Below are 22679 nucleotides of genomic sequence, written 5' to 3'. Positions count from 1 at the left end.
TATAAAGATAACACCTTTTTGGCGCAAGAGTAGTTCATCGTCAATTCAAAAGAATCATTTTTAAAGGGATAAGCAAAAAAGTACCGATTATCGATAGTAATTTTACCATTGAGGCAAGGAAAATTGGACTTTACAATGTACATATGAATCCGTTTCCAAAAAACTACTTAAAATAGGTGATAATAAATGCTGGGAAAATTAATCGAAGAGTTCAAACAAATATTTCATTCGTCAGAAGCTATTCGCTGCTTTTTTGCGCCAGGGCGTGTCAATTTAATTGGAGAACATACTGATTATAATGGAGGGCATGTTTTTCCTTGTTCATTGAGTATAGGAACGTATGCGGTAGTACAAAAACGTCATGATCAAAAAATACGTATGTACTCAAAAAACTTCTCTGAAGCAGGCGTTATTGAATCCTCTTTAGAGCAATTAACGTACAAAACCGAAGATGATTGGGCTAATTATCCAAAAGGAGTAATGGATACCTTTAAAAAGCACGGATATGACCTTCCTTTTGGATTTGATATCTTGTTTTTCGGCAATATTCCTAATGGAGCAGGACTTTCATCGTCGGCATCAATTGAGTTAGTCACATGCGTACTTTTAAATAAAATTCTTGAATTGAATATTGATATGATGGACCTTGTAAAAATGGCGCAGCAAGCTGAAAATGAATTTATCGGCGTAAGCTGCGGGATTATGGATCAGTTTGCAATTGGAATGGGAAAAGAAAATCAAGCCGTATTGTTAAACTGTCAAACTCTTGAATACCAGTATAGCCCGCTGCAGTTAACAGATGCTGTGCTCGTTATTTCTAACACAAATAAGCGAAGAGGGCTGGCAGATTCAAAATATAATGAGCGCCGCATGGAGTGTGAAAGAGCGCTGGCAGATTTACAAACGTCACTTTCCATTAATTCGCTTGGTGATTTAACCAAAGAACAATTTGAAAAGCATAAATTTTTGATACAAAACGAAGTAGATTGTAAGCGCGCTAAACATGCGGTATATGAAAATGAACGCACAAAAGAAGCGGTTGCTAAATTGCAAAACGGTGATTTAGAAGGGTTTGGTCAATTGATGAATGAATCGCACTGCTCACTGCGAGATGACTATGAAGTAAGCGGGAAAGAACTAGATGCTCTTGTAGAAGCAGCTTGGTTGCAAGAAGGTGTGATTGGATCACGCATGACAGGTGCAGGCTTTGGCGGCTGTACAATCAGTATCGTACAAAAAGCACAGGTTGATAGGTTTATTGAGGAAGTAAAAGACGCCTACTATAAGAAAACAAGTTTAGAAGCTGAATTTTATGTGGTTACGGTTGGAGAAGGAGCGCGTGAACTCACATTAGAAGCAGTATAAGAGAAAACAGATAGAGAAAGGAACGAGTGTATGTCAGTCAACATTCATGAAGAAATCACCCGACTTATTCAATATGGTTTACAAAAGAATCTATTAACAAAATGGGATATAGATGTGGTGAGAAATAAACTGCTGGAAGTGTTAAAGCTCGACGAATGTATTATAGTAGAAGTCAAAGAAGAACGTCTAGAACATCCAGCTGCTATTTTAGACAACATGCTTGATTGGGCTGCAGAAAACAATCGAATCGCCGAGAATTCTATCACGTATAGAGATTTATTCGATACCAAAATAATGGGATGCTTTGCAAGCATGCCTTCAGAGGTTAATCGGACATTTTATGATCACTATCAGCAAAGCCCCCAAAAAGCCACAAGCTATTATTATAAGCTGTCAAAAGACATTCACTATATTCGCAGAGATCGAATTGCTAAAAACGAAAGGTGGGTAACAAAAACTGACTTTGGAGAACTTGAAATTACTATCAACTTATCAAAGCCGGAAAAAGATCCAAAAGCAATTGCAGCAAGCAAATCATTGAAGGAAAGCAACTATCCGCTGTGTCTTCTATGTAAAGAAAATGCTGGTTATGCAGGTCGTATTAACCACCCAGCTCGTCAAAATCACCGGATTATTCCTGTGGAATTGCAGGAAGAGCTGTGGTACATGCAGTTTTCACCTTATGTCTATTATAATGAACATGCCATTGTTTTTGCGAGTGAACATACACCCATGCATATTTCAAAGCAAACGTTTAAGCGGCTGCTTGCCTTCGTTGAACAATTTCCACATTATTTTTTAGGGTCAAATGCAGATTTACCCATCGTAGGAGGATCTATTTTAACTCATGACCACTTTCAAGGCGGCTATCATGATTTTCCTATGGCTAAAGCAAAAATAAATAAATTGTTCTCTCTTAAAGCATATCCAAACGTGAAAGCTGGAATTGTTCATTGGCCGATGTCGGTCGTTCGTCTTCAAAGTTCGCACCTTGCACCATTAGTAGAAGCAGCGGATTTCATTTTGAGGAAATGGAAATCGTATAGTGATCAAAGTGCTGATATTTTAGCTTTTACAGATCAAACTCCTCACAACACGGTCACGCCTATTGCTAGGAAAAGAGGGGATTTGTACGAATTAGATTTAGTACTGCGAAACAATCGAACAAACGGCAAACATCCAGATGGCATTTATCATCCCCATGCAGAAGTTCATCATATCAAAAAAGAGAACATAGGTTTAATCGAAGTAATGGGGCTTGCGGTTTTACCCGGTCGTTTGAAAGACGAAATGAGTCTAGTGGCCGAAGGGTTAGTTCAGAATAACCTGAGCGAGTTAGCCAGCAGACATGATCAAGTGCAAAAACACGTGAAGTGGGCGGAACAAATCAAGAAAAAATATCCACATATTGAAGAGCAAAATGTCCAAAGCATTCTCCAACAAGAGCTCGGTTTGGTCTTTGCAACTATTTTAGAACATGCAGGTGTGTTTAAACAAAACACTGAAGGGCAGCTCGCATTCAGTCGTTTTATGAATTCGTTAAATGAAGCGTAAATCATTAATAAAAACAGGCAGCTCGTAATGAGCTGCCTGTTTTTATACAGTTAGGGCATGCTGTTTTAAAAGGGTGTACAGAGCCTGTGTCCCTTTACTATCATCGCCTTGTTTTTCGAGCTGTTCATAAAGCGATTTTGCTAACTTTAGCCCTGGTGTATACAACTCCATTTCTTCAGCTGACTCAATGGCAATTTTCATATCTTTAATAAAGTGTTTAATATAAAAACCTGGTTCGAAGTCTCCTTTAATCATGCGAGGAGCTAAATTGCTTAACGACCAGCTTCCAGCTGCTCCTGTTTCAATACTTTTTAAAACGGTGTTTGGATCTAACCCAGCTCTTTCAGCATAGAGTATCGCTTCACACACGCCCATCATATTAGAGGCAATAGCAATTTGATTGCACATTTTTGTATGTTGACCAGCACCAGCGCTTCCTTGAAGAACGATATTTGTCCCCATTTTTTCAAGTATAGGCGTAACGGCAGAGAATGCTTCAGAATCGCCTCCTACCATAATCGCTAATGTTGCTTTCTGAGCCCCAATATCGCCTCCTGAAACAGGAGCGTCAAGCGCATGAATGTGCTTCTCTTTTGCTGCTTGATAAATCTCACGAGCAAGTATAGGGCTTGATGTCGTCATATCAATTGTATAGCAGCCTTTCTTTGCATTATGTATAATGCCGTCTTTTCCTAAATAAATCTCTTTTACATCGTGAGGGTAGCCTACCATGGTGATAATAACATCAGATTGTTCTGCCACTTCTTGAACGGTTTCTTTCCAGTTGGCCCCTTTTTCAAGTAGTGCTTGAGCACGAGTTTTTGTTCGCGTATAAACAAGGACTTCATATCCTGCGTCAATTAAATGCCCGGCCATGCTTTGACCCATAACGCCTGTTCCGATAAAACCAATTTTTTCTTTAGTCACAGCAGTATTCACTCCTAAAATTAATAGTTTGATTATTCTAAAATTATATAGTTAAAGGTTGGGATAATCAATGATTATGAATGTATATAAATGTAAAAAACAGCTTCAGTCATTTGTTTTGAATACGAGTTAACGAAAGAAATTGCTGAGAAGAGCTTATGCCAAAAGATAAAAAAAGCGCTGGCTTTACAGCCAACACTTTTTAGTGATGATTATTTGCTGGTTTATTCGGTACACCCAGTTCTCCAATCAAAATTACAACTAGCGTGAAAACTACTCCAAGAATGGAAGCGGTTGCGAAACTGTAAGTACCGCCCGTCATTGCAGAGATTACGTACACTGCCATATTCATTAGTAAAAAGCCCCAAACAAAAGCCATTACGACACGCATTCTATTCACCTCGTTTACAGTACAGTTTGATTTCATTTTAGCATATAGCAGTCAAATAAGAAATTGAATTTTTTATGAATAAATAAGGGGCGTGTTCCCATGCAGAAACAAAAGAGCAATAAGTCAGAAATAGGCATTATTCTAGTGCGCTTTTTGATGGTTCTATCATACACTGTATGGAACAACTAGTAAGTTACGGAGGAAGAGCTATGATACATCGACGCTTTTTTAGCTTAGATACGCAATGGAATGTCGTACATGTCCCTGAACGACCGAATGGTTTCGGTGTGTTAGTATTGGGTGATAAAGATCATTTTGTTGAAAGTTCAACTAGCTTATGGATTCAGCACGGCGGAAGGTCACAGCTGTTGCAATGTTTACAAGATGAAGGATACACAGTATTTTATTCCAATTTATATGCCCGGCATTGGGGGTCTCCTGAAGCATATCACCTTGCAAAACAACTTTATCATTTAGTAATGAAACAAGAAATTTTAAATAAACGAATTCATATTTTAGCTGAAGGAATGGGGGCTCTGTTAGCGCTGCAGCTAATGGAAAATGACGGGAATACGTTCGTTCGATCAGCTGGTTTACTAAATCCATGTATTGATCTTCATACGCATGCAGAACATGAAAAAAATAATAAATTCTTTTATAAACAATTCACGAAGGACTTGACTCAAGCTTATAAAGTGGAGCGGAAGCAAGTATCAAAGTTAATTAAGGAGTACCCTTCTGTTACAGAATTAAAATCAACGCTGCCCGTGAAGATATGGACGGCGCCTAATGCCTCTACTCATTATCCAATTGCACACAGTAAAAAATATGAACTACATCGTGAAGAACTTCACTCTCCGATTATGCTTTCACTTTATTTACCGGAAAAAAACTATTTGTTTGAACGGTCCCTTCTCCAATTTTATAAACAGCATGAAAAAGTGTTATAAGCAAAGCTTCTATGATTATACATATCATAGGGGCTTTTTGTATAAGAGATAAAATGAAAAAAGAGTTCATGATGCTTTTACAGATGAACCTCTTTGAAATAAGGAATGAGTGCCCTCTATAACTATAGGGATTTAAGCTTTTTGTTGAATAAATGATGAATGAAGAATTGGAGGAAGCGATATGGGAAATGTAGTAGTAATAGGGGCAAACCGCTTTATTGGTTTTCATTTATGTATGGCTTTTTTAGACGAAGGTACAGAAGTAAAAGGGTATACACATTCTGCTCATAAAGAAGAAGATGATTTGCAGGAAGAGATGAAATTTTTCTTAGGGCGAAACGCTAATTATGCATCGACTGAAGTTGGAGAGTCATTAGATATGATTACCTCAGAAACGGATGTTGTCTACTTTACGTATTTCGATGGAGGAGATTTTTATCATCCTGATTTTTTAAGACAAGAAATGCAAAAAGCACAGCAAGTGCTCATTCAAGCGCTTAACAAATGCCGTCAATTCAACATTCGATTTGTGTTTGTTTCTACCATGCGCGTATTTGGAGACCAGCAGCGAAAAATTGAAGAAACAACGATTCCAGAACCGGACAGTAGTGAAGGAAGGCTATACGTTCATTTTGAGCGAATGATAGAGAAATATAAAGATGATGGATGGCCCATTATAATTGTCAGAACGCCGACTCTTTACGGACCTTGGCAGCCGTTGTCAATGTGCTATTCCAAAAATATTGCCGGGTACGAAGAGGCTTTTGACATTATGGAAGGCACGGATTTTATTATTTATATTGAAGATGCCGTCAGTGCACTTAGACGCTGTAAAACTGCTGCATATTCATATGAAGTCGTTCATTTAGTTGAAGAAAAGTTACAGCCTTGGAGCGCAGGAGCAAACATTACTCATATGGAGGTGAAGGAAGAAGCGGCTCAAGAAAAATATGAAATCAGCAGGAAAGCGAAAGAACTGCTGCATTTTTCTTCAAAAGTAACGGCTAAAGAAGGCATTTATCTGCAAAAAAAACATATGAGAACATTCTTTTTACCTCTTCATTAAAAGGAGAAAGTTGTACTTATAGAATAGATTCGCTAATATAAGGAGGAATAAATGTTTTTAATAAAGGAGATTTCACTATGGAAGAGCAAAATATGCAATTCATGCAAATTGCAATGAAGTACTTGCCAGAAGCAAAACAGATCTTAGATGAAACAGGCGTTGAGTTATCAATGGAACACGTACAGCCGGTATTGACATTACTAACAAAAGTAATGAACGATGCCTATGAGCTTGGCAAGCAAGATGCATTAGCTGAAAATGAAAACAACTAAAGAAAACAGCTCGGTAGAATCCGAGCTGTTATTTTTGTTTGGAAAATAAATCGACTAAAGGGGCAAACTGTTTAAGAAGAGGAGCTAGTTCTTCGACGGCGAGTACAATTTCATCGATTTGTTTAAATAATCGTTCCCACTCCTCTCGCTCTCTTTCTTCTTTTGATTTTCTGCGCCCAGCTCCAAACATAAAATCAGAAAAACCTTCATTTCTTTGTCTTCTTGCCATGATACTCATTCCTTTCACTATTTTAATGGTGGGTAAGTTCTTACCTAATGTCCCATACTAGAGTAAGAGGGTCCCGTATCATTACTATATGTAGCATGATAGATACCTGAGTAGGACGAACACCTATATAGACAAAAAATAAAAAATGAAGTAAAATTAGTACCAACTCATAATAATTGATTATATAATCGATAAATGAAATGACGGATATAGGTTTTATAGGAATATAAGCCTTTTATTTAAAGGAGAGGTTGATATGAACGCTGGTGTTCTAGGAATTGGACGTTATGTACCAGAGAAAGTTGTAACAAATTTAGATCTTGAAAAAGTAATGGATACATCAGATGAGTGGATTCGTACGCGCACAGGTATTCAAGAGCGCCGAATTGCAGCCGATAACGAGGACACATCTGATTTAGCTTATAAAGCAGCAGTTGAAGCTTTACATAAAGCTAACGTCGAGGCAGAAGATATTGACATGATCATTGTTGCTACGGTAACGCCAGATCAACCGTTTCCTACAGTATCATGTATGCTACAAGAAAAATTGGGAGCAAAAAAAGCAGCTTCTTACGATGTGAGTGCCGCATGTGCAGGGTTTATGTACGGCATGATTACAGCTAAGCAATTTATTGAAACCAATGCTTACAAGCATATATTAGTGGTCGGTGTAGAAAAGCTTTCTAAGATTACAGATTGGGACGACCGTAACACGGCTGTTTTATTCGGAGACGGAGCAGGTGCAGTTGTAATGGGACCTGTATCAGAAGGACGAGGTATTTTATCCTTTGAACTAGGGTCCGACGGTACGGGAGGCAAGCACTTGTATCAAAACGAGCTTGATCATATTGTCATGAACGGACGTGAAGTATTTAAGTTTGCTGTTCGACAAATGGGGGAATCTGCTGTTAATGTAATTGAAAAAGCAGGTTTAACAAAAGAGGATGTTGATTTTCTCGTACCTCATCAAGCGAATATTCGTATTATGGAAGCTGCAAGACAGCGATTAGACTTGCCTGAAGAAAAAATGTCTAAAACAATCCAATACTACGGCAATACATCAGCAGCATCGATTCCAATTTCAATTGTTCATGAGCTTGAAGCAGGGAAAATTCAAGATGATGATTTAATTGTAATGGTTGGCTTCGGAGGCGGCTTAACATGGGGAGCTATTGCTATTAGATGGGGAAAATAACACTACATTTTTAAAGCAACTGAAGGAGATGAATGTACGATGAATAAAAAACGTGTAGTTGTAACAGGACTTGGTGGGCTTACACCAATTGGAAATGACGTAGAAACAGCTTGGAAAAACGCAGTAGCAGGCGTGTCTGGCGTTGGTCCTTTAACAAGACTAGATGCAGATGAATTCCCGGCTAAAGTAGCGGCTGAAGTAAAAGATTTTAACGTGGAAGATTTTATTGACCGCAAAGAGGCTCGTAAGATGGATCGCTTTACTCAATATGCAATGGTAGCTGCATTGGCGGCTGTTAAAGATGCGGATTTGACTATTACAGAAGAAATTGCTCCAAACGTCGGCGTTTGGATTGGTTCTGGAATTGGCGGTATGGAAACGTTTGAAAACCAATATTCAACGTTATTAGAAAAAGGTGCCCGCCGCGTAAGTCCATTCTTCATTCCGATGATGATTCCTGATATGGCAACAGGACAAGTTTCTATTGCTTTAGGGGCCAAAGGCGTGAACTCTTGTACGGTAACGGCATGTGCAACAGGTACAAACTCTATTGGTGATGCGTTTAAAGTCATTCAACGCGGAGATGCAGACGTGATGGTGACGGGCGGTACGGAAGCGCCAATCACGCGTTTATCTATTGCTGGTTTCTGTGCGAATAAAGCACTTTCTACAAATCCAGATCCTGCAACAGCATCTCGTCCGTTTGATAAAGACCGCGACGGCTTCGTTATGGGAGAAGGTGCGGGTGTTATTGTGCTTGAAGAGCTTGAACATGCACTAGCGCGCGGCGCACGTATTTATGCTGAAATTGTGGGTTATGGTTCAACAGGAGATGCTCACCATATCACAGCGCCAGCTCCAGGAGGAGAAGGCGGCGTTCGTGCAATGCGTCATGCCATTGAAGATGCAGGCCTACAGCCAAGTGATATTGATTACATCAATGCTCACGGTACAAGTACAGGATACAATGATAAATTTGAAACAATGGCTATTAAAGAAGTATTTGGCGACCACGCTCAAAAAGTAGCAATTAGTTCAACAAAGTCAATGACTGGACACTTGTTAGGAGCTGCTGGCGGAGTAGAAGCTATTTTTAGTGTGAAGGCAATTCAAGACGGTATTCTTCCTCCAACAATTAACTATCAAACACCTGATGAAGAGTGTGATTTAGACTACATTCCAAACAAAGCGCGTAAGCAAGAAGTAAAAGCGGTGCTAAGCAACTCACTTGGATTTGGCGGTCACAATGCAACAATCATCTTTAAAAAATACGAAGCATAATGAAAAATTCTAGGCTGATGCCTAGAATTTTTTTTATTTTTAATAACCAAAAGAGTAGCTGTGAACATATCATGAAACAAAAGGAAGAAGAAAGTGAGGGGAAAACATGCCGATTGTTTCAACTTCTACTTGGACGGAGCCGAAAGAAATAAGCCGTTATCTTGCGCGCTATTTTAAGAAATTAAAAGAAAAAGAATATATGGAATTACTTTTTAACTATGGAATGTGTCCGCCTTCTTTAATGTTTATAAAAGAATTAGAAGAAATGAAGAAAAGACAGGTTTGGAAGAAAGTTAAAGCACATTATGAGAAGCTTAAAAAAGCATGGAATGGGCCCGATGTAGCGGTGCTAGTGCTTCCAAGCAATCCTAGAAATCGAAAAATGCAGCGTGAATTTAATGGAAGAGCAGGTGTCGCTTTTACCGATAAATTATTTGTGTTTATGACAAGTCATACATCCGATGAAGAAATGTTAGCGGTGCTTACCCATGAATACCATCACGTTTGCAGGCTAAAAGCCATTAATAAATCTGATGAAACGATTACTTTGTTAGACGCTATGATGATGGAAGGGTTAGCTGAAAGAGCTGTAGAGGAGTATTGTGGTAAAAAATATTTAGCTCCGTGGACAAATTATTATACCATTGAAGAAGCTAAAAAAATGTGGGAAAAGCATGTTAAACCTTATTACAATCTCCGCGCCGACGAAAAGAAATATGATCAACTGTTATTCGGCCAAAATTGGTATCCAGAAATGATGGGCTACAATATTGGTTATCACCTTGTTACTTCATGTATGAAGCCTCACACTTTAACTACTACCGAGCTGCTTCCTCTTAGCACCAATACTATCTTAAAAAAATCTGCGTTCCAACTGTAAAAAAACAAGTTCTATATACCTAAAGTTAAAAATAGTAAATTTTATCCTATTTTCAACAAAAAATTAGGAGGTTTATGCGTTAAAGTGCCGAAGAGATATTCAGAAATCATTATTTTAAAAATAAAAAATATAATTAATTTTCAAAATATATTGATTTTGTAATGAAATTGTAATAATATCTTATTCAAATATAACAATTTTTAGAAAAATGAGGTGTGCATTATAAATGGATAAAAAGCCCGTCGAATCAACACCTTTACTAGAAGTGAAAAATTTACAAACTGCTTTTTCCATTAATGATTCCTGGCATAATGCTGTGGACGACGTGTCGTTTCAAGTCAGACGAAAGCGAATTATAGGGGTTGTAGGAGAATCTGGCTGTGGAAAAAGCGTATTGTCTTTATCCGTCATTGGGCTATTACCTAAAGTAAATAGTCAAATTAGAAGCGGAAGCGTTTTATTTAACGGAAAGAATCTTACGCACTTATCAGAAGATGAGATGAATGACGTTCGGGGGAAAGACATCTCAATGATTTTCCAAGAACCGATGACATCCCTTAATCCTGTGTTAACCATTGGGTATCAGCTGCAGGAAGTATTGTTTAACCATATGAATATATCGAAAGCGGAAGCGCGTGAAAAAAGCATTGCGCTTTTAAAAAGCGTTGGTATTTCGAGATCCGAAAAGCTCATCGATGAATATCCGCATCAACTGTCAGGAGGAATGAGGCAGCGTGTCATGATTGCCATGGCGGTAGCTTGTCAGCCTAAACTTTTAATTGCTGATGAGCCGACAACGGCCCTAGATGTTACGGTTCAAGCTCAAATTTTAGAATTGCTAAAAGAAATTCAAGAAAGCAATGATATGTCTATTATTATGATTACACATGATTTAGGAGTAGTTGCTGAGATGTGTGATGAAGTGATTGTCATGTATGGCGGGAAAATTGTGGAGCATACAGATGTTGATACGTTATTTTATGCGCCAAAACATCCGTACACGAAAGCGCTTCTTCACTCAATTCCACGCATGGAAGATGATGTAGAAGTATTAAATACGATCAAAGGAATTGTGCCTTCTCTTGTAAACATGCCGCGGACAGGCTGTCGTTTCGTTAACCGATGTCCTCATGCAATGGAAGACTGCAGTTCCGTTACGCCTGTTCTTCGCCAGGATTCACAGGGGCATGATGTCGCATGTCTGCTGTATAAAAATAGCTATCCGTCAAAAGGAGTGAAGACAAGCTAATGACTAAAGCAGTGAAAGATGTATTGCTAGAAGTTCAGCATTTAAAAACCTACTATCCTATTCACGGCGGATTTTTCCGAAAGAAAATTGGTGATGTAAAAGCAGTTGACGGTATTTCTTTTGCTATTCGAAAAGGAGAAACGCTCGGTCTAGTAGGAGAATCTGGCTGTGGAAAATCCACGGCAGGAAGAACAATTCTAAGACTGTTGGAACCAACTAGCGGAAAAATTATTTTCGATGGTAAAGATATCACAGAAGCAAAAGGAACTTCTCTCCGTAAAATTAGACAAGATTTTCAAATGGTTTTTCAAGATCCCTATGCTTCCCTCAATCCAATGCAAATGGTTGGAGATGTTATTTCTGAACCAATTCGGAATTTTACAGGAAAATCAACCAATCAATTAAAATCAGAAGTTATGAATCTACTTACAAAAGTAGGGTTACCGGAAGATGCATACTATAAATATCCTCACGAATTTTCCGGTGGACAGCGTCAGCGGATTGGAATTGCACGTGCACTTGCACTTCGTCCAAAACTTATTATTGCTGATGAACCGGTATCGGCACTCGACGTTTCTGTCCAATCACAAGTTTTAAACCTTCTAAAAGAACTTCAACAAGAATTCGACCTAACCTTTTTATTTATTGCCCATGATTTGAGTGTTGTTAAACATATGAGTGACCGTATCGGTGTTATGTACCTAGGCGGTTTAGTGGAAATTGCTGATAAGAAAAGTCTGTACGCAGAGCCATTGCACCCTTATACGCAAGCGCTTGTATCGGCTATACCTGAACCAGATCCGCGAAAGAAAAAACAGCGTATTATTTTACAGGGAGATGTACCAAGTCCAATTGATCCGCCAAAAGGCTGTGCGTTTCATCCTCGCTGTATACATGCAATGGCGGAGTGCAGCCAAACGAAACCTGCCTTAAAGGAGGTGAGACCTGGCCATCAAGTAGCTTGCCATTTATATAACTCGTAAAAGCTACATACGAACAGATTATTAGTTAAATAGGGGGAACGTCATGATGAAAAAGAAATCGTTTTTATCACTTGTTTCCATTTTGCTTGTGCTATCGCTTTTTCTAGCGGCATGCAGCGGTGGAAGCAGTTCTTCATCTTCTAGTAATAAAGAAGGCGGAGAAACAAAAACTGAAGGTGCAAAAACAGACAAGCCAAAAGATGGCGGAACGATTACGTATGGGATTGACGGAGCGCCGGAAGGGCTTTTTGAGTACGCATTGTATGGTAGTGCATATGATAGCCAAATATTGGAATTTATCAATGAAGGTCTCTTTACTTATGATAAGAAATTAAAAATTAAATCTGACTTAGCTACTTGGGACGTGAGTGGTGATAAACTAACTTACACGTTTAAATTAAAAAAGGGGATTAAGTGGCATAACGGAGATCCATTAACTGCAGATGATTTTAAATATACGTATGAAACGATTGCCGATAAAGACTATACAGGTCCACGCTATGTAAACGTTGAGCACATTAAAGGCGCTCAAGAATATCACGACGGCAAAGCGGATTCTATTTCCGGAGTTGAAGTAGTAGATCCACAAACATTTAAAGTAACGTTTAAAGAAGTTCGTGTAAATAACTTAGACAATCTATGGCCGTATCCAATGCCGAAAAAGTATTACGAAGGAATTGCTGTAAAAGATCTTGCAGAGTCCAAACAAGTTCGTAAAGAGCCTATTGGTGTTGGACCGTTTAAAGTGAAAAAAGTAGTAGCAAGTGAATATGTCCAAATGGAACGTAATGATGATTATTGGAAAGGTAAACCTCACCTTGATGGTGTTGTTGTAAAAGTACTGGATCCATCTGTTTCCGCCGGAGCATTGAAAAAAGGCGATGTCGACATTATGGATGTTCGCCCAGCTGATCTAGGGCAAGTTGAAAAAGCAGAAAACTTAGACTTTTTGGAAGGGAAATCAACTAGTTATTCGTATATTGGTCTACGATTTGGACATCGTGATCAAAAAGCTGGTAAAAACGTAGATGATTACGAAAAGTTCAAAGATCTAAAACTTCGTCAAGCATTGCTTTATGCAATAGATAGAAAAGCAATGGTAAAAGCATTTATGAACGACAAAGCGGTTGTTTCTAACACAGTTATTCCGTCTGTATTCTGGATTGCTGCTGACCAAAAAGATTTAACAAAGTACAAGTATAGTCCTGAAAAAGCTAAAAAATTATTAGCTGAAGCTGGTTATAAAGACAAGAATAATGACGGTTTTGTAGAAGATCCAAACGGAAAACCATTTACGATTTCATTCGGTCACTATGCTGGTCCAGCCAACTTCGAGGGTCGTGCGAAGGCTATTATGCAAGCATGGAATGATATTGGTATTAAAACAAAATTAGCAACGGGTTCACTTGTTGAATTTAACTTGTACAATGAAATGAAAGATAACGACGATAAGGCGTTAGAAGCATTCTTTGGTTCTTGGGACACTGGTTCCGATCCAGATCCTACAGGATTATGGAGCTCTGATGCTGAATGGAACTATGGCCGTTGGGTAAATAAGGAATCTGATGAAATGCTTAAAGACGGTTTGAGTGAAAAATCATTTGATGATAAATACCGTAAAGATGTATATGTAAAATGGCAAAAATTCTTTAATGAGCAGCTGCCAGCACTTCCTTTATGGGAAAATATCAATATTTATGCTGTGAATAAGCGTGTGAAAAACGTAACTCTAGATCCATCAACGGTAGTTGTAGATCCGGAGAAATGGTCTGTAACGGAATAAGTATTTTACATGTAAAGGAGAGTCAACCATGCTGCAATACTCACTAAGACGTATTTTAGGGATGATTCCAATGTTGATTCTGATCTCCTTTGTTGTGTTTTCCCTGGCAAAAATGATGCCAGGGGACCCTTTTGGGGGAGAAATCAACCCTAGTAATACAGATCCAAAATACATTGAGGAAATGCGTGATAAGCTAGGATATAACGATCCTATCTACGTTCAATATTGGAACTGGGTAAAGGGAGTGGCACAAGGAGATTTAGGAAAGTCAACAACTCATAAGTTACCGACATTAGATATTATTTTAGAGCGTATGCCTAATACTATCTTTTTAGCTTTGACTTCGCTTTTGATTACGTATGTGTTTGCATTTATTTTAGGTATGTATGCAGGAAGAAAACCGTATACCTTAGCAGATAACTTTATTGCAGGATATAATTACTTTGCATTAGCGGTTCCATCGTTTATTGCAGGGATCGTAGGCATTTATTTATTTTCCTTTCAGTTAGGTTGGTTTCCGTTTAGCGGTTCTGTTGAAGTAGGATTGAAAGAGGGATCATGGGAATTTATTCAAAGTAGAATTCATCACGTTATATTACCCGCGCTGATTCTTGGCTTGATGTCGACCGCGCAGTATACCCAGTTTTTGCGCAATGATATTATTGAAAACAGTCGCAAAGATTTTGTGCGCACTGCTAGAGCAAAAGGGACAAAAGAATCTAAAATTTATAATGTTCATATCTTACGCAACTCAATGATTCCGCTTATTACGTTTTTAGGATTTGATCTTGTAACAATCATTAGCGGTTCTATCATTACAGAGACGATCTTTACGTATCCAGGAATTGGAAAATTGTTTGTTGACTCTGTAGCAACTCGTGACTACTCAGTTATGATGTCGCTTACAATGTTGTTTTCAATTTTAACACTGGTTGGGAATCTGGTTGCTGATTTGTTATACGGCGTAGCAGATCCGCGTATTCGTTTGGATTAGGAGGAGAAAGTATGGAAATTGTAACGAAAAAAGATGTACAGCCAGAAGTGAATATGAAAGCTCCTAAAAACCTTTCTCCATGGGCGATTGCGCGAAAGAAGTTTGTTAAAAATAAACTAGCCATGATAAGTTTAGCTTTCATGATTGTGATTACGCTTCTTGCCATTTTTGCACCGCTGCTTACAAAAGCAGATATTACACGTATCGACTATATGGCGATGAATGCAGCGCCTTCTAGTGAGCATTGGTTTGGAACGGATACAAATGGACGAGACGTATTTGCACGTACATTGTATGGAGGAAGAACTTCGTTACTGATTGGAGTTGCTTGTACAACACTCGTTATTTTAATCGGAACTTTTATTGGTTCGATTGCGGGTTATTACGGAGGCAAAGTGGATCAATTCTTAATGCGTTTTACAGACTTTGTATTAAACTTTCCGCTAATTGTTTTCGTTGTAGTGTTAAATACAATCCTAATTGGAAAGATCTCAGGCGTTTGGACGCTCATCCTAGTTGTTAGTTTCTTAAGCTGGGGAAGTACGGCCCGGCTGGTTCGAAGCAAAATCTTGGCTGAAAAAGAAAATGAATATGTGCTTTCAGCCGTTTCGATTGGGTGCAGCCCGTTTAAAATCATCTTTAAACATTTGCTGCCAAATGTGTTTTCAACAATTGTGGTTCAAGCCAGTTTGCAGATGGCGATCCTTATTGTGTTTGAGTCAGCGATTAGCTTTATCGGTTTTGGCGTGCCGGCTGATACGCCAAGCTGGGGGAATATGCTGACAGAAGCAAGGGAATCAGATGTGCTGCAGAATAAGCCTTGGATGTGGGTTCCGCCAGGTTTAGCTATTACATTTACGATCCTAGCTATCAACTTCATTGGTGAAGGATTAAAAGATGCTTTGAATCCCAAATCTCTTCGTTAAAAATCTATCACAAAAGTGTGATAGATTTTTTTAGGTTTGTCAGACCTCCTGACAAACCTATTACTATAGAAGAAACTCGGATTTTTTTTGCTTATAGGTGTGAATATAGCTCATGAAGCCTTTAGCAATCATTAGCACTGGCGTTATATCTGAGCTTCGAAACAAGTGCATTTGAATAATAGCCAAAAACGAAGGCATTTTACAATTAATTTTTAGAAAAATAACATCATTTGGAATAAAAATTCCTTTCTCTGCCTATACTGATGGATAACAAACAGATAGTAAGTGAGGGGTAAATTATGCTATATCTTCATGATGTATGGGTTAATTGGTTTGAAGGCGAAGAAAACGGTTATAATGTGTGTCATTTCCATGAGTGGAGAAAAGACGATTGTGTAGAACTGCTCGATCAAGCACCGTTATTAAAAGTAAATCCGCTTTTATTTCATTACATTGAAAATGATCTTTCCGAGCTACCTCAACAACTACTACAAGATGTCTATCAGAAAGCATACATTCGGAAAAATCATGAACGCACGCAGGTTGAATATTGTTTTATTGTTACAGATGGAACGAATATTTTAGCAATTGATACGATGGGATATCATATTCCAATTCGAAAAAGCCGCTTAATTCCAAGACAGGAACAGTTAGTCTATGAGATGATTGCGGATCAAGAAGAGCTAGAATATAAGTTCAGTGAAGACGAGCTGAATAAAAAAGAGCATCATATTCTTTCACCGTCTCCTGAAACGATGAGAGGACTAACACGTAAAGAACGTCAGCTAAAACAGCTGTTATTTATGGCACTTGATCAGCTACATACAACAAAAAATACAGCTCAAATCCGCTACTGGTACACGGAGTGGAATCCAACGAAGTACGAAGACATTCAAGAGATGCCGTTTCAAGACGTGTGGAGTCAGCTATACGATGAAACGAAGTCAGGGTGGTCACCGAAGCATAAATTATTATGCGAGCGCTTAGTAAAAGGACAACCTTTCTTTGAAAAACTTTGGGAAATTGAACAAGAGCCAAAAGTTAATTAAAAAAAACGACTGCATAGCAGTCGTTTTTTTTAACGTTTACGGCCAATTCCCATTGCGTTTCGCATTTTGCGAAGCATTTTATTAGCCGTTGCATTTGCTTTATCGGCACCTTGATCTAAAATATCATCTAGCTCGCTAGAATCAACTAATTCATAATATCTTTTTTGAATTGGAGCAAGTGCTTCAGCTACCACTTTGGCTGTGTCAGCTTTAAAGTCACCATAACCTTTGCCTTCGTACATCGCTTCAATGTCTTCGATCGATTTATTGGCTAGGATTGAATAAATACTTAATAAGTTTGAAATACCTGGCTTATTTTCTTTATCGTAGCGAACAATACCTTCTGAATCCGTTACGGCACTTTTGATTTTCTTTTCAATTGTTTTAGCGTCATCCAAAAGCGTAATGAAAGCTTTTTGGTTTGGATCGGACTTGCTCATTTTTTTCGTAGGATCTTGAAGAGACATGACGCGTGCGCCCACTTTTGGAATACGTACTTCAGGAATAGTGAAGATATCATTGTATTTTTTGTTAAAGCGCTCAGCTAAGTCACGCGTTAATTCTAAATGCTGCTTTTGATCTTCACCAACTGGAACCAAATCGGTGTTGTATAAAAGAATATCCGCTGCCATTAATGGAGGATAAGTTAGTAATCCTGCTGATACTGCTTCTTTTCCAGCGGACTTATCTTTAAACTGAGTCATACGTTCAAGTTCACCGATATACGCTACGCACTGTAACATCCATCCCGCTTCTGTGTGGGCAGGCACTTCCGATTGAATAAATAAAGTCGATTTTGCTGGATCAATTCCTACCGCTACATACAGAGCAGCAAGGCCTCGAATGTTTTTACGAAGTGCTAAACGATCTTGAGGCGTTGTAATTGCATGCTGATCTACAATACAAAAATGACAGTTATAGTCATGTTGAAGTTCAACAAATTGCTTCATCGCTCCAATGTAGTTACCTAAAGTGATTGTACCGCTTGGTTGAATACCTGAAAAAATTGTTTTCATCAAATCTTCCTTTCATCTGCACATATATGATGCTAATTTACGGATACAACATAAAAAGGCCCATCCGCTCCTAGCATAAGCTAGGGGCGAATGGACCGCGTTGCCACCCTAATTAGCACACATAATTGTGAACTATCTTTATTCATGTAACGTTGAGGTCAACGTTCAAGCTTTGCACTTGAAAGCTCCAAAGTCCATTCTGCAGGTTTCAATGTTTGTTCTCACCAGCCACAAACTCTCTAAAAATGAAAATTCTGCATACTACTCTTTTTCACAGCTTTAATTATATAGTTATTCGTTATTATAACGCGAAAAAGCAGGAATTTAAACATCTTATCGCTAAAAAGTTTTATAAGACAATTTACTGGAATTTTTCAGCGGCAAAAAAAGACAAGAACCTTTTAATTAAAGCATTTCTTAATGAAAATTTGGTGGAGGATTTGGTAAAAATCTTTTATTTAATATTTCTAATGGCTTTGTAATACTATCGTAATACCTATACTACAAAAAAGATTTTAGAAGTCTGACAAGTAGGCACAATCCTTATAAGATAAGGTTTTTTCCCTCATGACAAAAAAATACCATTAAATAATAGTATTGCAATAAATTTTTAAAATATTTATAATAGGCGTAACAAACATATTTTTTACAAAGGTATTACAATTTCTTAATTTTTCAGAAAACACAAAATAGACAATGTTTTGTTTCAATTAGCGAATTTTGTAATGAATGAGTCTTCTACATATTAAGCGCATACATTGGATTTACAGCATGTAAACAATTGATGACAGTTTCATAGAGTAGAAGAATAATTTTGCAGTGAGGTCTTTAATGCTCTACTACGTGAAAAAATAACTGATTATTTTGTATTGAAAGAGGATTAAGAAATTAGTACATATCAAAAAAATATGGTTGCCACACAAACAAAATTTAATAGGGGGTAACACGCAATGAAGAAAAGGTTGTCGATTCTTTTCAGTTTGCTGCTTGTAATGAGCTTGTTTTTAGCTGCATGTGGATTTAACAAAGAATCTGGTGGCAGTGAAAATGCTAGCAGTGATGGCGGCGAAAAGAAAAAAGAGCAAGAGCTTCGCGTAAACATTAAAACTGAGCCTTTTTCATTAAACCCAGGCTTAGCTAATGATTCAACGTCATCAAACGTATTATTACAAACATTTGAGGGTTTAACTCGTATCGGTAAAGATGGAAAACCTGAAAATGCAATGGCGAAAGATGTGAAGGTCAGCGATGATCAAACTAAATATACGTTTACAATTCGCGACGATGCAAAATGGTCAAATGGTGACCCTGTAACAGCAAAAGATTTCGAATATGCATGGAAATGGGCGTTAGATCCTAAAAACGAATCTCAATATGCATATCAATTATACTATGTTAAAAATGCACAAGCTGCTAATGAAGGAAAAGGTTCATTAGATGATGTTGCGGTTAAAGCAACAGATGATAAAACGCTTGAAGTAACATTAGAAAACCCAACGCCATATTTCTTAGAATTAACAGCTTTCTATACGTACTTCCCAGTGAATACGAAAATTGCTGAATCAAATGAAAAATGGTACACAAATGCAGGCGAAAACTATACGTCAAACGGTCCTTTCAAGCTTAAAGCTTGGAAACATAATGACAAAATCGAGTTAGTTCCTAATGAAAACTATTGGGATAAAGATGCTGTAAAACTTAAAAAAGTTGAAATGTACATGATCAATGATAACAACACTGAACTTTCAATGTTCAAAAACGGTGAATTAGACTGGGCGGGTATGCCTACTGGTCAATTACCAGCTGATGCACTTCCTGAATTAAAGAAAGACGGTTCATTAAACATTCAAGAGATTGCAGGTACTTACTGGTACAAGTTTAATACAGAACAAAAACCTTTAGACAACGTGAACATTCGTAAAGCATTAGCTTATGCAATTGATCGTAAAGGTATTACAGAACAAATTACAAAAGACGGTTCAGTTCCAGCGATGGCGGCTGTACCACCAACAATGTTTGAAGATAACAAAAAAGGTTACTTCAAAGACAATGATGTGAAAAAAGCAAAAGAATATTTAGAAAAAGGCTTGAAAGAAATGGGCCTTAAAGATGCTTCAGAACTACCAGCAATTAAGGTTTCATACAACACGGATGAAAAACATGCAAAAATTGCACAAGCTGTTCAAGATATGTGGAAGAAAAACCTTGGCATTAAAGTACAGTTAGACAACTCTGAGTGGGCTGTTTACATTGAAAAGTTACACCAAGGAGATTATCAAGTTGGACGTATGGGCTGGTTAGGAGATTTTAACGACCCAATCAACTTCTTAGAATTGTTCCGTGATAAAAAAGGCGGAAATAATGATACAAACTGGGAAAACCCAGAATATAAAAAGTTATTAATTGACTCTCAAAAAGAAACAGATCCTAAAAAACGTCTGGAAATGTTGAAAAAAGCAGAAGGTATCTTTATGGATGAAATGCCAGTGGCACCAATCTACTTCTACACAAACGCTTGGGTACAAGACAAGCAGCTGAAAGATGTTGTGATGTCTGGACTTGGAGACATTCAGATTAAGTGGGCTCATTTTGAGTAAGTAACATCAATTGTGACAAAGGGTATATGGGGCCTGGTGCTCCATATACTTTTCTTTCTTGTGCGCGGATTTTGTAAAAATATGGAGGTGTGTCAGGGTGTTCAAATATATAGGAAAACGACTTATTTATATGTTTCTATCATTATGGCTGATCGTAACAGCGACCTTTTTCTTAATGCGTGCTGTTCCAGGAGGTCCATTCACATCAGAAAAGCAGCTTCCCCCTGAAATTCAAAAAAATCTAAATCAGTATTACGGTTTAGACCAGCCTTGGTACCATCAGTACTTTGATTATTTAACATCAATTTTAAAGTGGGATTTTGGTCCATCTTTCAAATATAAAGGCCAAACGGTAAATGATTTGATTAACGGCGGATTCCCTGTTTCATTCATGCTAGGGATGGAAGCTATTTTAATAGCAATTGCTATTGGTGTAGTACTTGGTGTTATTGCTGCTTTAAAACATAATAAGTGGCAAGATTATACGGCGATGGTTATTGCAGTTCTAGGAATCTCAGTTCCGAGTTTTATCATGGCAGCGGTATTACAATACGTTCTGGCTATGAAACTACAAATTTTTCCGGTTGCACGCTGGGAATCTTGGGCACACACGGTGTTACCAGCTCTCGCGCTTGCTTCAACCCCTATGGCGTTTATCGCACGATTAACTCGTTCGAGTATGCTTGAAGTATTAAGCAATGATTATATTCGTACAGCGAAAGCAAAAGGTTTAAGCAGAGGCGTGATTACAGTTAAGCACGCCATGCGAAATGCGATGCTTCCAGTCGTATCCTATATGGGACCTTTAGTAGCAGGGATTTTAACAGGTAGCTTTGTTATTGAAAAAATATTTGGTATCCCGGGATTAGGTTCACACTTTGTACTCAGTATCTCAAACCGAGATTATACAACGATTATGGGCGTAACGGTGTTCTACAGTATTTTACTACTTTTTTGTATCTTGCTTGTAGATATTGCATACGGATTCATTGACCCTCGAATTAAACTTACAGGTGCTAAGAAAGGAGAGTAACTATGCAGCAACTTCCAAAAATTCCTAAAGAAATGTTTGAAACAGCAGGGATTGACCGCGCTCAGGCAGAAAAGATTGAAAAACCGAGTCTTTCATTCTGGCAAGATGTTTTTATTCGTTTTCGCAAAAACAAGCTTGCTATGTTTGGGGTAGTACTAATGGTTCTCCTTGTTTTTATGGCTATATTTGGTCCATTGATGGTGAAATATGATTATGCAACCAATGATTTATTGAATGCTAATCAGGCTCCATCTTCTGAGCACTGGTTCGGTACAGATGAATTAGGGCGTGATGTTTTTGCTCGTACGTGGGAAGGCGCGCGTATTTCATTATTTATCGGGTTAGCAGCAGCTTTAATTGATTTATTTATCGGCGTAGTTTGGGGAAGCATCTCTGGATACCGCGGTGGCCGTACGGATGAAACAATGATGCGTGTTGCGGATATCTTATATGGTGTTCCTTACCTTTTACTCGTTATTATTTTAATGGTTATGCTTGGCCAAGGGTTAGGCACGATGATTTTGGCGATGACTATTACCGGCTGGATTAACATGGCCCGTATTGTACGTGGACAAGTATTGCAGTTAAAAAACCAAGAGTACGTAATGGCTTCACAAACATTAGGAGCAACAACAAAACGTATTTTATTTAAACATCTTATTCCTAATGCAACAGGTCCAATTTTAGTAACAATGACACTAACGATTCCTTCAGCAATCTTTACAGAAGCATTTTTAAGCTACTTGGGACTAGGCGTTCCGGCACCGCTTGCAAGTTGGGGAACAATGGCTTCAGAAGGCTTACCTGCTTTGGAATACTATCCTTGGCGCTTATTTTTCCCAGGTTTGTTTATCTGTTTAACAATCTTAGCGTTCAACGTAATTGGTGATGGATTACGAGATGCGTTAGATCCAAAACTACGTAAGTAAGGAAGTGGAC

At 38.1% G+C, this 22679-nt stretch carries 21 protein-coding genes and 1 other annotated feature; of the genes, 17 read left to right on the top strand and 4 right to left on the bottom strand.

Annotation, left to right across the window (positions count from 1 at the left end; translation table 11 throughout):
- The first annotated feature begins 186 nt into the window (after positions 1-186).
- Together AC0KUU_RS16880 and galT are read left to right on the top strand one after the other, a co-directional pair.
- On the top strand, positions 187-1365 hold the full coding sequence (locus tag AC0KUU_RS16880; protein ID WP_043980494.1) for a galactokinase: 1179 nt from the start codon (positions 187-189) through the stop codon (positions 1363-1365).
- Positions 1366-1395: 30 nt separating this feature from the next.
- Complete coding sequence (gene galT / locus AC0KUU_RS16875; protein WP_322551726.1) at positions 1396-2919, top strand: UDP-glucose--hexose-1-phosphate uridylyltransferase; 1524 nt, start codon at positions 1396-1398, stop codon at positions 2917-2919.
- Positions 2920-2961: 42 nt separating this feature from the next.
- Here the strand turns inward: galT and AC0KUU_RS16870 are convergent, their stop codons facing one another.
- Both AC0KUU_RS16870 and AC0KUU_RS16865 read right to left on the bottom strand, forming a co-directional pair.
- Entirely contained in the window at positions 2962-3846 is an 885-nt protein-coding gene (locus tag AC0KUU_RS16870) for an NAD(P)-dependent oxidoreductase (protein WP_237074507.1), read from the bottom strand.
- 202 nt (positions 3847-4048) lie between these two features.
- The gene (locus AC0KUU_RS16865; RefSeq protein WP_013055400.1) at positions 4049-4237 is read right to left on the bottom strand and encodes a YjzD family protein; all 189 of its coding nucleotides are present in this window, start codon (positions 4235-4237) and stop codon (positions 4049-4051) included.
- Positions 4238-4446: 209 nt separating this feature from the next.
- Between AC0KUU_RS16865 and AC0KUU_RS16860 the strand changes: the two genes are divergently transcribed.
- The 3 genes from AC0KUU_RS16860 to AC0KUU_RS16850 all read left to right on the top strand — a co-directional run bounded on the left by AC0KUU_RS16860 (position 4447) and on the right by AC0KUU_RS16850 (position 6525).
- The gene (locus tag AC0KUU_RS16860) at positions 4447-5187 is read left to right on the top strand and encodes an alpha/beta hydrolase (RefSeq protein ID WP_162213622.1); all 741 of its coding nucleotides are present in this window, start codon (positions 4447-4449) and stop codon (positions 5185-5187) included.
- A 181-nt stretch (positions 5188-5368) separates the two neighbouring features.
- A complete protein-coding gene (locus AC0KUU_RS16855; RefSeq protein ID WP_016763037.1) occupies positions 5369-6253 on the top strand; it encodes an NAD-dependent epimerase/dehydratase family protein in 885 nt (294 codons plus the stop codon).
- A 77-nt stretch (positions 6254-6330) separates the two neighbouring features.
- Positions 6331-6525, top strand: a complete 195-nt coding sequence (locus tag AC0KUU_RS16850) for a ComZ family protein (protein ID WP_013081746.1) — start codon at positions 6331-6333, stop codon at positions 6523-6525.
- A 28-nt stretch (positions 6526-6553) separates the two neighbouring features.
- Here AC0KUU_RS16850 and AC0KUU_RS16845 read toward each other — a convergent pair whose 3' ends face one another.
- Positions 6554-6754, bottom strand: coding sequence for a hypothetical protein (locus tag AC0KUU_RS16845; RefSeq protein WP_016763038.1), 201 nt, complete (start codon positions 6752-6754; stop codon positions 6554-6556).
- Between the two features lie 256 nt (positions 6755-7010).
- Here AC0KUU_RS16845 and AC0KUU_RS16840 point away from each other — a divergent pair, with 256 nt between their 5' ends.
- The 9 genes from AC0KUU_RS16840 to AC0KUU_RS16800 all read left to right on the top strand — a co-directional run bounded on the left by AC0KUU_RS16840 (position 7011) and on the right by AC0KUU_RS16800 (position 17094).
- Positions 7011-7949, top strand: coding sequence for a beta-ketoacyl-ACP synthase III (locus tag AC0KUU_RS16840; RefSeq protein ID WP_013081747.1), 939 nt, complete (start codon positions 7011-7013; stop codon positions 7947-7949).
- 39 nt (positions 7950-7988) lie between these two features.
- Positions 7989-9230 (top strand): beta-ketoacyl-ACP synthase II, encoded by a 1242-nt coding sequence (gene fabF, locus AC0KUU_RS16835; protein WP_013055405.1) that lies wholly within the window; start codon positions 7989-7991, stop codon positions 9228-9230.
- 106 nt (positions 9231-9336) lie between these two features.
- Positions 9337-10110 (top strand): DUF2268 domain-containing putative Zn-dependent protease, encoded by a 774-nt coding sequence (locus AC0KUU_RS16830; protein WP_060746425.1) that lies wholly within the window; start codon positions 9337-9339, stop codon positions 10108-10110.
- Positions 10111-10336: 226 nt separating this feature from the next.
- Entirely contained in the window at positions 10337-11359 is a 1023-nt protein-coding gene (locus AC0KUU_RS16825; RefSeq protein WP_322551728.1) for an ABC transporter ATP-binding protein, read from the top strand.
- The gene (locus tag AC0KUU_RS16820; RefSeq protein ID WP_016763042.1) at positions 11359-12342 is read left to right on the top strand and encodes an ABC transporter ATP-binding protein; all 984 of its coding nucleotides are present in this window, start codon (positions 11359-11361) and stop codon (positions 12340-12342) included. Before AC0KUU_RS16825 ends, AC0KUU_RS16820 begins: the two co-directional genes overlap by 1 nt.
- A 43-nt stretch (positions 12343-12385) precedes the next feature.
- Positions 12386-14125: an oligopeptide ABC transporter substrate-binding protein gene (gene opp4A, locus AC0KUU_RS16815; protein WP_013055409.1), complete on the top strand. Its 1740-nt coding sequence runs from the start codon at positions 12386-12388 to the stop codon at positions 14123-14125.
- A 28-nt stretch (positions 14126-14153) separates the two neighbouring features.
- A complete protein-coding gene (opp4B, locus tag AC0KUU_RS16810) occupies positions 14154-15119 on the top strand; it encodes an oligopeptide ABC transporter permease (protein ID WP_013055410.1) in 966 nt (321 codons plus the stop codon).
- Between the two features lie 11 nt (positions 15120-15130).
- Complete coding sequence (gene opp4C / locus AC0KUU_RS16805; RefSeq protein WP_043980484.1) at positions 15131-16045, top strand: oligopeptide ABC transporter permease; 915 nt, start codon at positions 15131-15133, stop codon at positions 16043-16045.
- A 299-nt stretch (positions 16046-16344) separates the two neighbouring features.
- Complete coding sequence (locus tag AC0KUU_RS16800) at positions 16345-17094, top strand: YjbA family protein (RefSeq protein WP_016763046.1); 750 nt, start codon at positions 16345-16347, stop codon at positions 17092-17094.
- 29 nt (positions 17095-17123) lie between these two features.
- Here AC0KUU_RS16800 and trpS read toward each other — a convergent pair whose 3' ends face one another.
- Complete coding sequence (gene trpS, locus AC0KUU_RS16795; RefSeq protein ID WP_116733220.1) at positions 17124-18113, bottom strand: tryptophan--tRNA ligase; 990 nt, start codon at positions 18111-18113, stop codon at positions 17124-17126.
- A 76-nt stretch (positions 18114-18189) separates the two neighbouring features.
- Positions 18190-18394, bottom strand: a binding site (T-box leader).
- 666 nt (positions 18395-19060) lie between these two features.
- On the opposite strand from trpS, the gene AC0KUU_RS16790 reads away from it, so the two are divergent.
- The 3 genes from AC0KUU_RS16790 to AC0KUU_RS16780 all read left to right on the top strand — a co-directional run bounded on the left by AC0KUU_RS16790 (position 19061) and on the right by AC0KUU_RS16780 (position 22669).
- Positions 19061-20707, top strand: coding sequence for a peptide ABC transporter substrate-binding protein (locus AC0KUU_RS16790; protein ID WP_043980478.1), 1647 nt, complete (start codon positions 19061-19063; stop codon positions 20705-20707).
- Positions 20708-20804: 97 nt separating this feature from the next.
- Positions 20805-21740 (top strand): ABC transporter permease, encoded by a 936-nt coding sequence (locus AC0KUU_RS16785; RefSeq protein WP_013055415.1) that lies wholly within the window; start codon positions 20805-20807, stop codon positions 21738-21740.
- Positions 21741-21742: 2 nt separating this feature from the next.
- Positions 21743-22669 carry an ABC transporter permease gene (locus AC0KUU_RS16780; protein WP_013055416.1) on the top strand — a complete coding sequence of 309 codons (927 nt, stop codon included), beginning with the start codon at positions 21743-21745 and terminating at the stop codon, positions 22667-22669.
- Positions 22670-22679 lie beyond the last annotated feature (10 nt).

Source organism: Priestia sp. ST2 (genome assembly GCF_055810735.1).
The sequence above is the reverse complement of the archived record's forward strand: the minus strand, read 5'-3'. Positions and strand labels throughout refer to the sequence as shown.

What these genes read in the sequence shown, in the direction of transcription:
- AC0KUU_RS16880 (WP_043980494.1), top strand. Translation starts at nt 187, where the DNA reads ATGCTGGGAAAATTAATCGAAGAGTTCAAACAAATATTTCATTCGTCA.
- galT (WP_322551726.1), top strand. Translation starts at nt 1,396, where the DNA reads ATGTCAGTCAACATTCATGAAGAAATCACCCGACTTATTCAATATGGT.
- AC0KUU_RS16865 (WP_013055400.1), bottom strand. Translation starts at nt 4,237, where the DNA reads ATGCGTGTCGTAATGGCTTTTGTTTGGGGCTTTTTACTAATGAATATG.
- AC0KUU_RS16860 (WP_162213622.1), top strand. Translation starts at nt 4,447, where the DNA reads ATGATACATCGACGCTTTTTTAGCTTAGATACGCAATGGAATGTCGTA.
- AC0KUU_RS16855 (WP_016763037.1), top strand. Translation starts at nt 5,369, where the DNA reads ATGGGAAATGTAGTAGTAATAGGGGCAAACCGCTTTATTGGTTTTCAT.
- AC0KUU_RS16850 (WP_013081746.1), top strand. Translation starts at nt 6,331, where the DNA reads ATGGAAGAGCAAAATATGCAATTCATGCAAATTGCAATGAAGTACTTG.
- AC0KUU_RS16845 (WP_016763038.1), bottom strand. Translation starts at nt 6,754, where the DNA reads ATGGCAAGAAGACAAAGAAATGAAGGTTTTTCTGATTTTATGTTTGGA.
- AC0KUU_RS16840 (WP_013081747.1), top strand. Translation starts at nt 7,011, where the DNA reads ATGAACGCTGGTGTTCTAGGAATTGGACGTTATGTACCAGAGAAAGTT.
- fabF (WP_013055405.1), top strand. Translation starts at nt 7,989, where the DNA reads ATGAATAAAAAACGTGTAGTTGTAACAGGACTTGGTGGGCTTACACCA.
- AC0KUU_RS16830 (WP_060746425.1), top strand. Translation starts at nt 9,337, where the DNA reads ATGCCGATTGTTTCAACTTCTACTTGGACGGAGCCGAAAGAAATAAGC.
- AC0KUU_RS16825 (WP_322551728.1), top strand. Translation starts at nt 10,337, where the DNA reads ATGGATAAAAAGCCCGTCGAATCAACACCTTTACTAGAAGTGAAAAAT.
- AC0KUU_RS16820 (WP_016763042.1), top strand. Translation starts at nt 11,359, where the DNA reads ATGACTAAAGCAGTGAAAGATGTATTGCTAGAAGTTCAGCATTTAAAA.
- opp4A (WP_013055409.1), top strand. Translation starts at nt 12,386, where the DNA reads ATGATGAAAAAGAAATCGTTTTTATCACTTGTTTCCATTTTGCTTGTG.
- opp4B (WP_013055410.1), top strand. Translation starts at nt 14,154, where the DNA reads ATGCTGCAATACTCACTAAGACGTATTTTAGGGATGATTCCAATGTTG.
- opp4C (WP_043980484.1), top strand. Translation starts at nt 15,131, where the DNA reads ATGGAAATTGTAACGAAAAAAGATGTACAGCCAGAAGTGAATATGAAA.
- AC0KUU_RS16800 (WP_016763046.1), top strand. Translation starts at nt 16,345, where the DNA reads ATGCTATATCTTCATGATGTATGGGTTAATTGGTTTGAAGGCGAAGAA.
- AC0KUU_RS16790 (WP_043980478.1), top strand. Translation starts at nt 19,061, where the DNA reads ATGAAGAAAAGGTTGTCGATTCTTTTCAGTTTGCTGCTTGTAATGAGC.
- AC0KUU_RS16780 (WP_013055416.1), top strand. Translation starts at nt 21,743, where the DNA reads ATGCAGCAACTTCCAAAAATTCCTAAAGAAATGTTTGAAACAGCAGGG.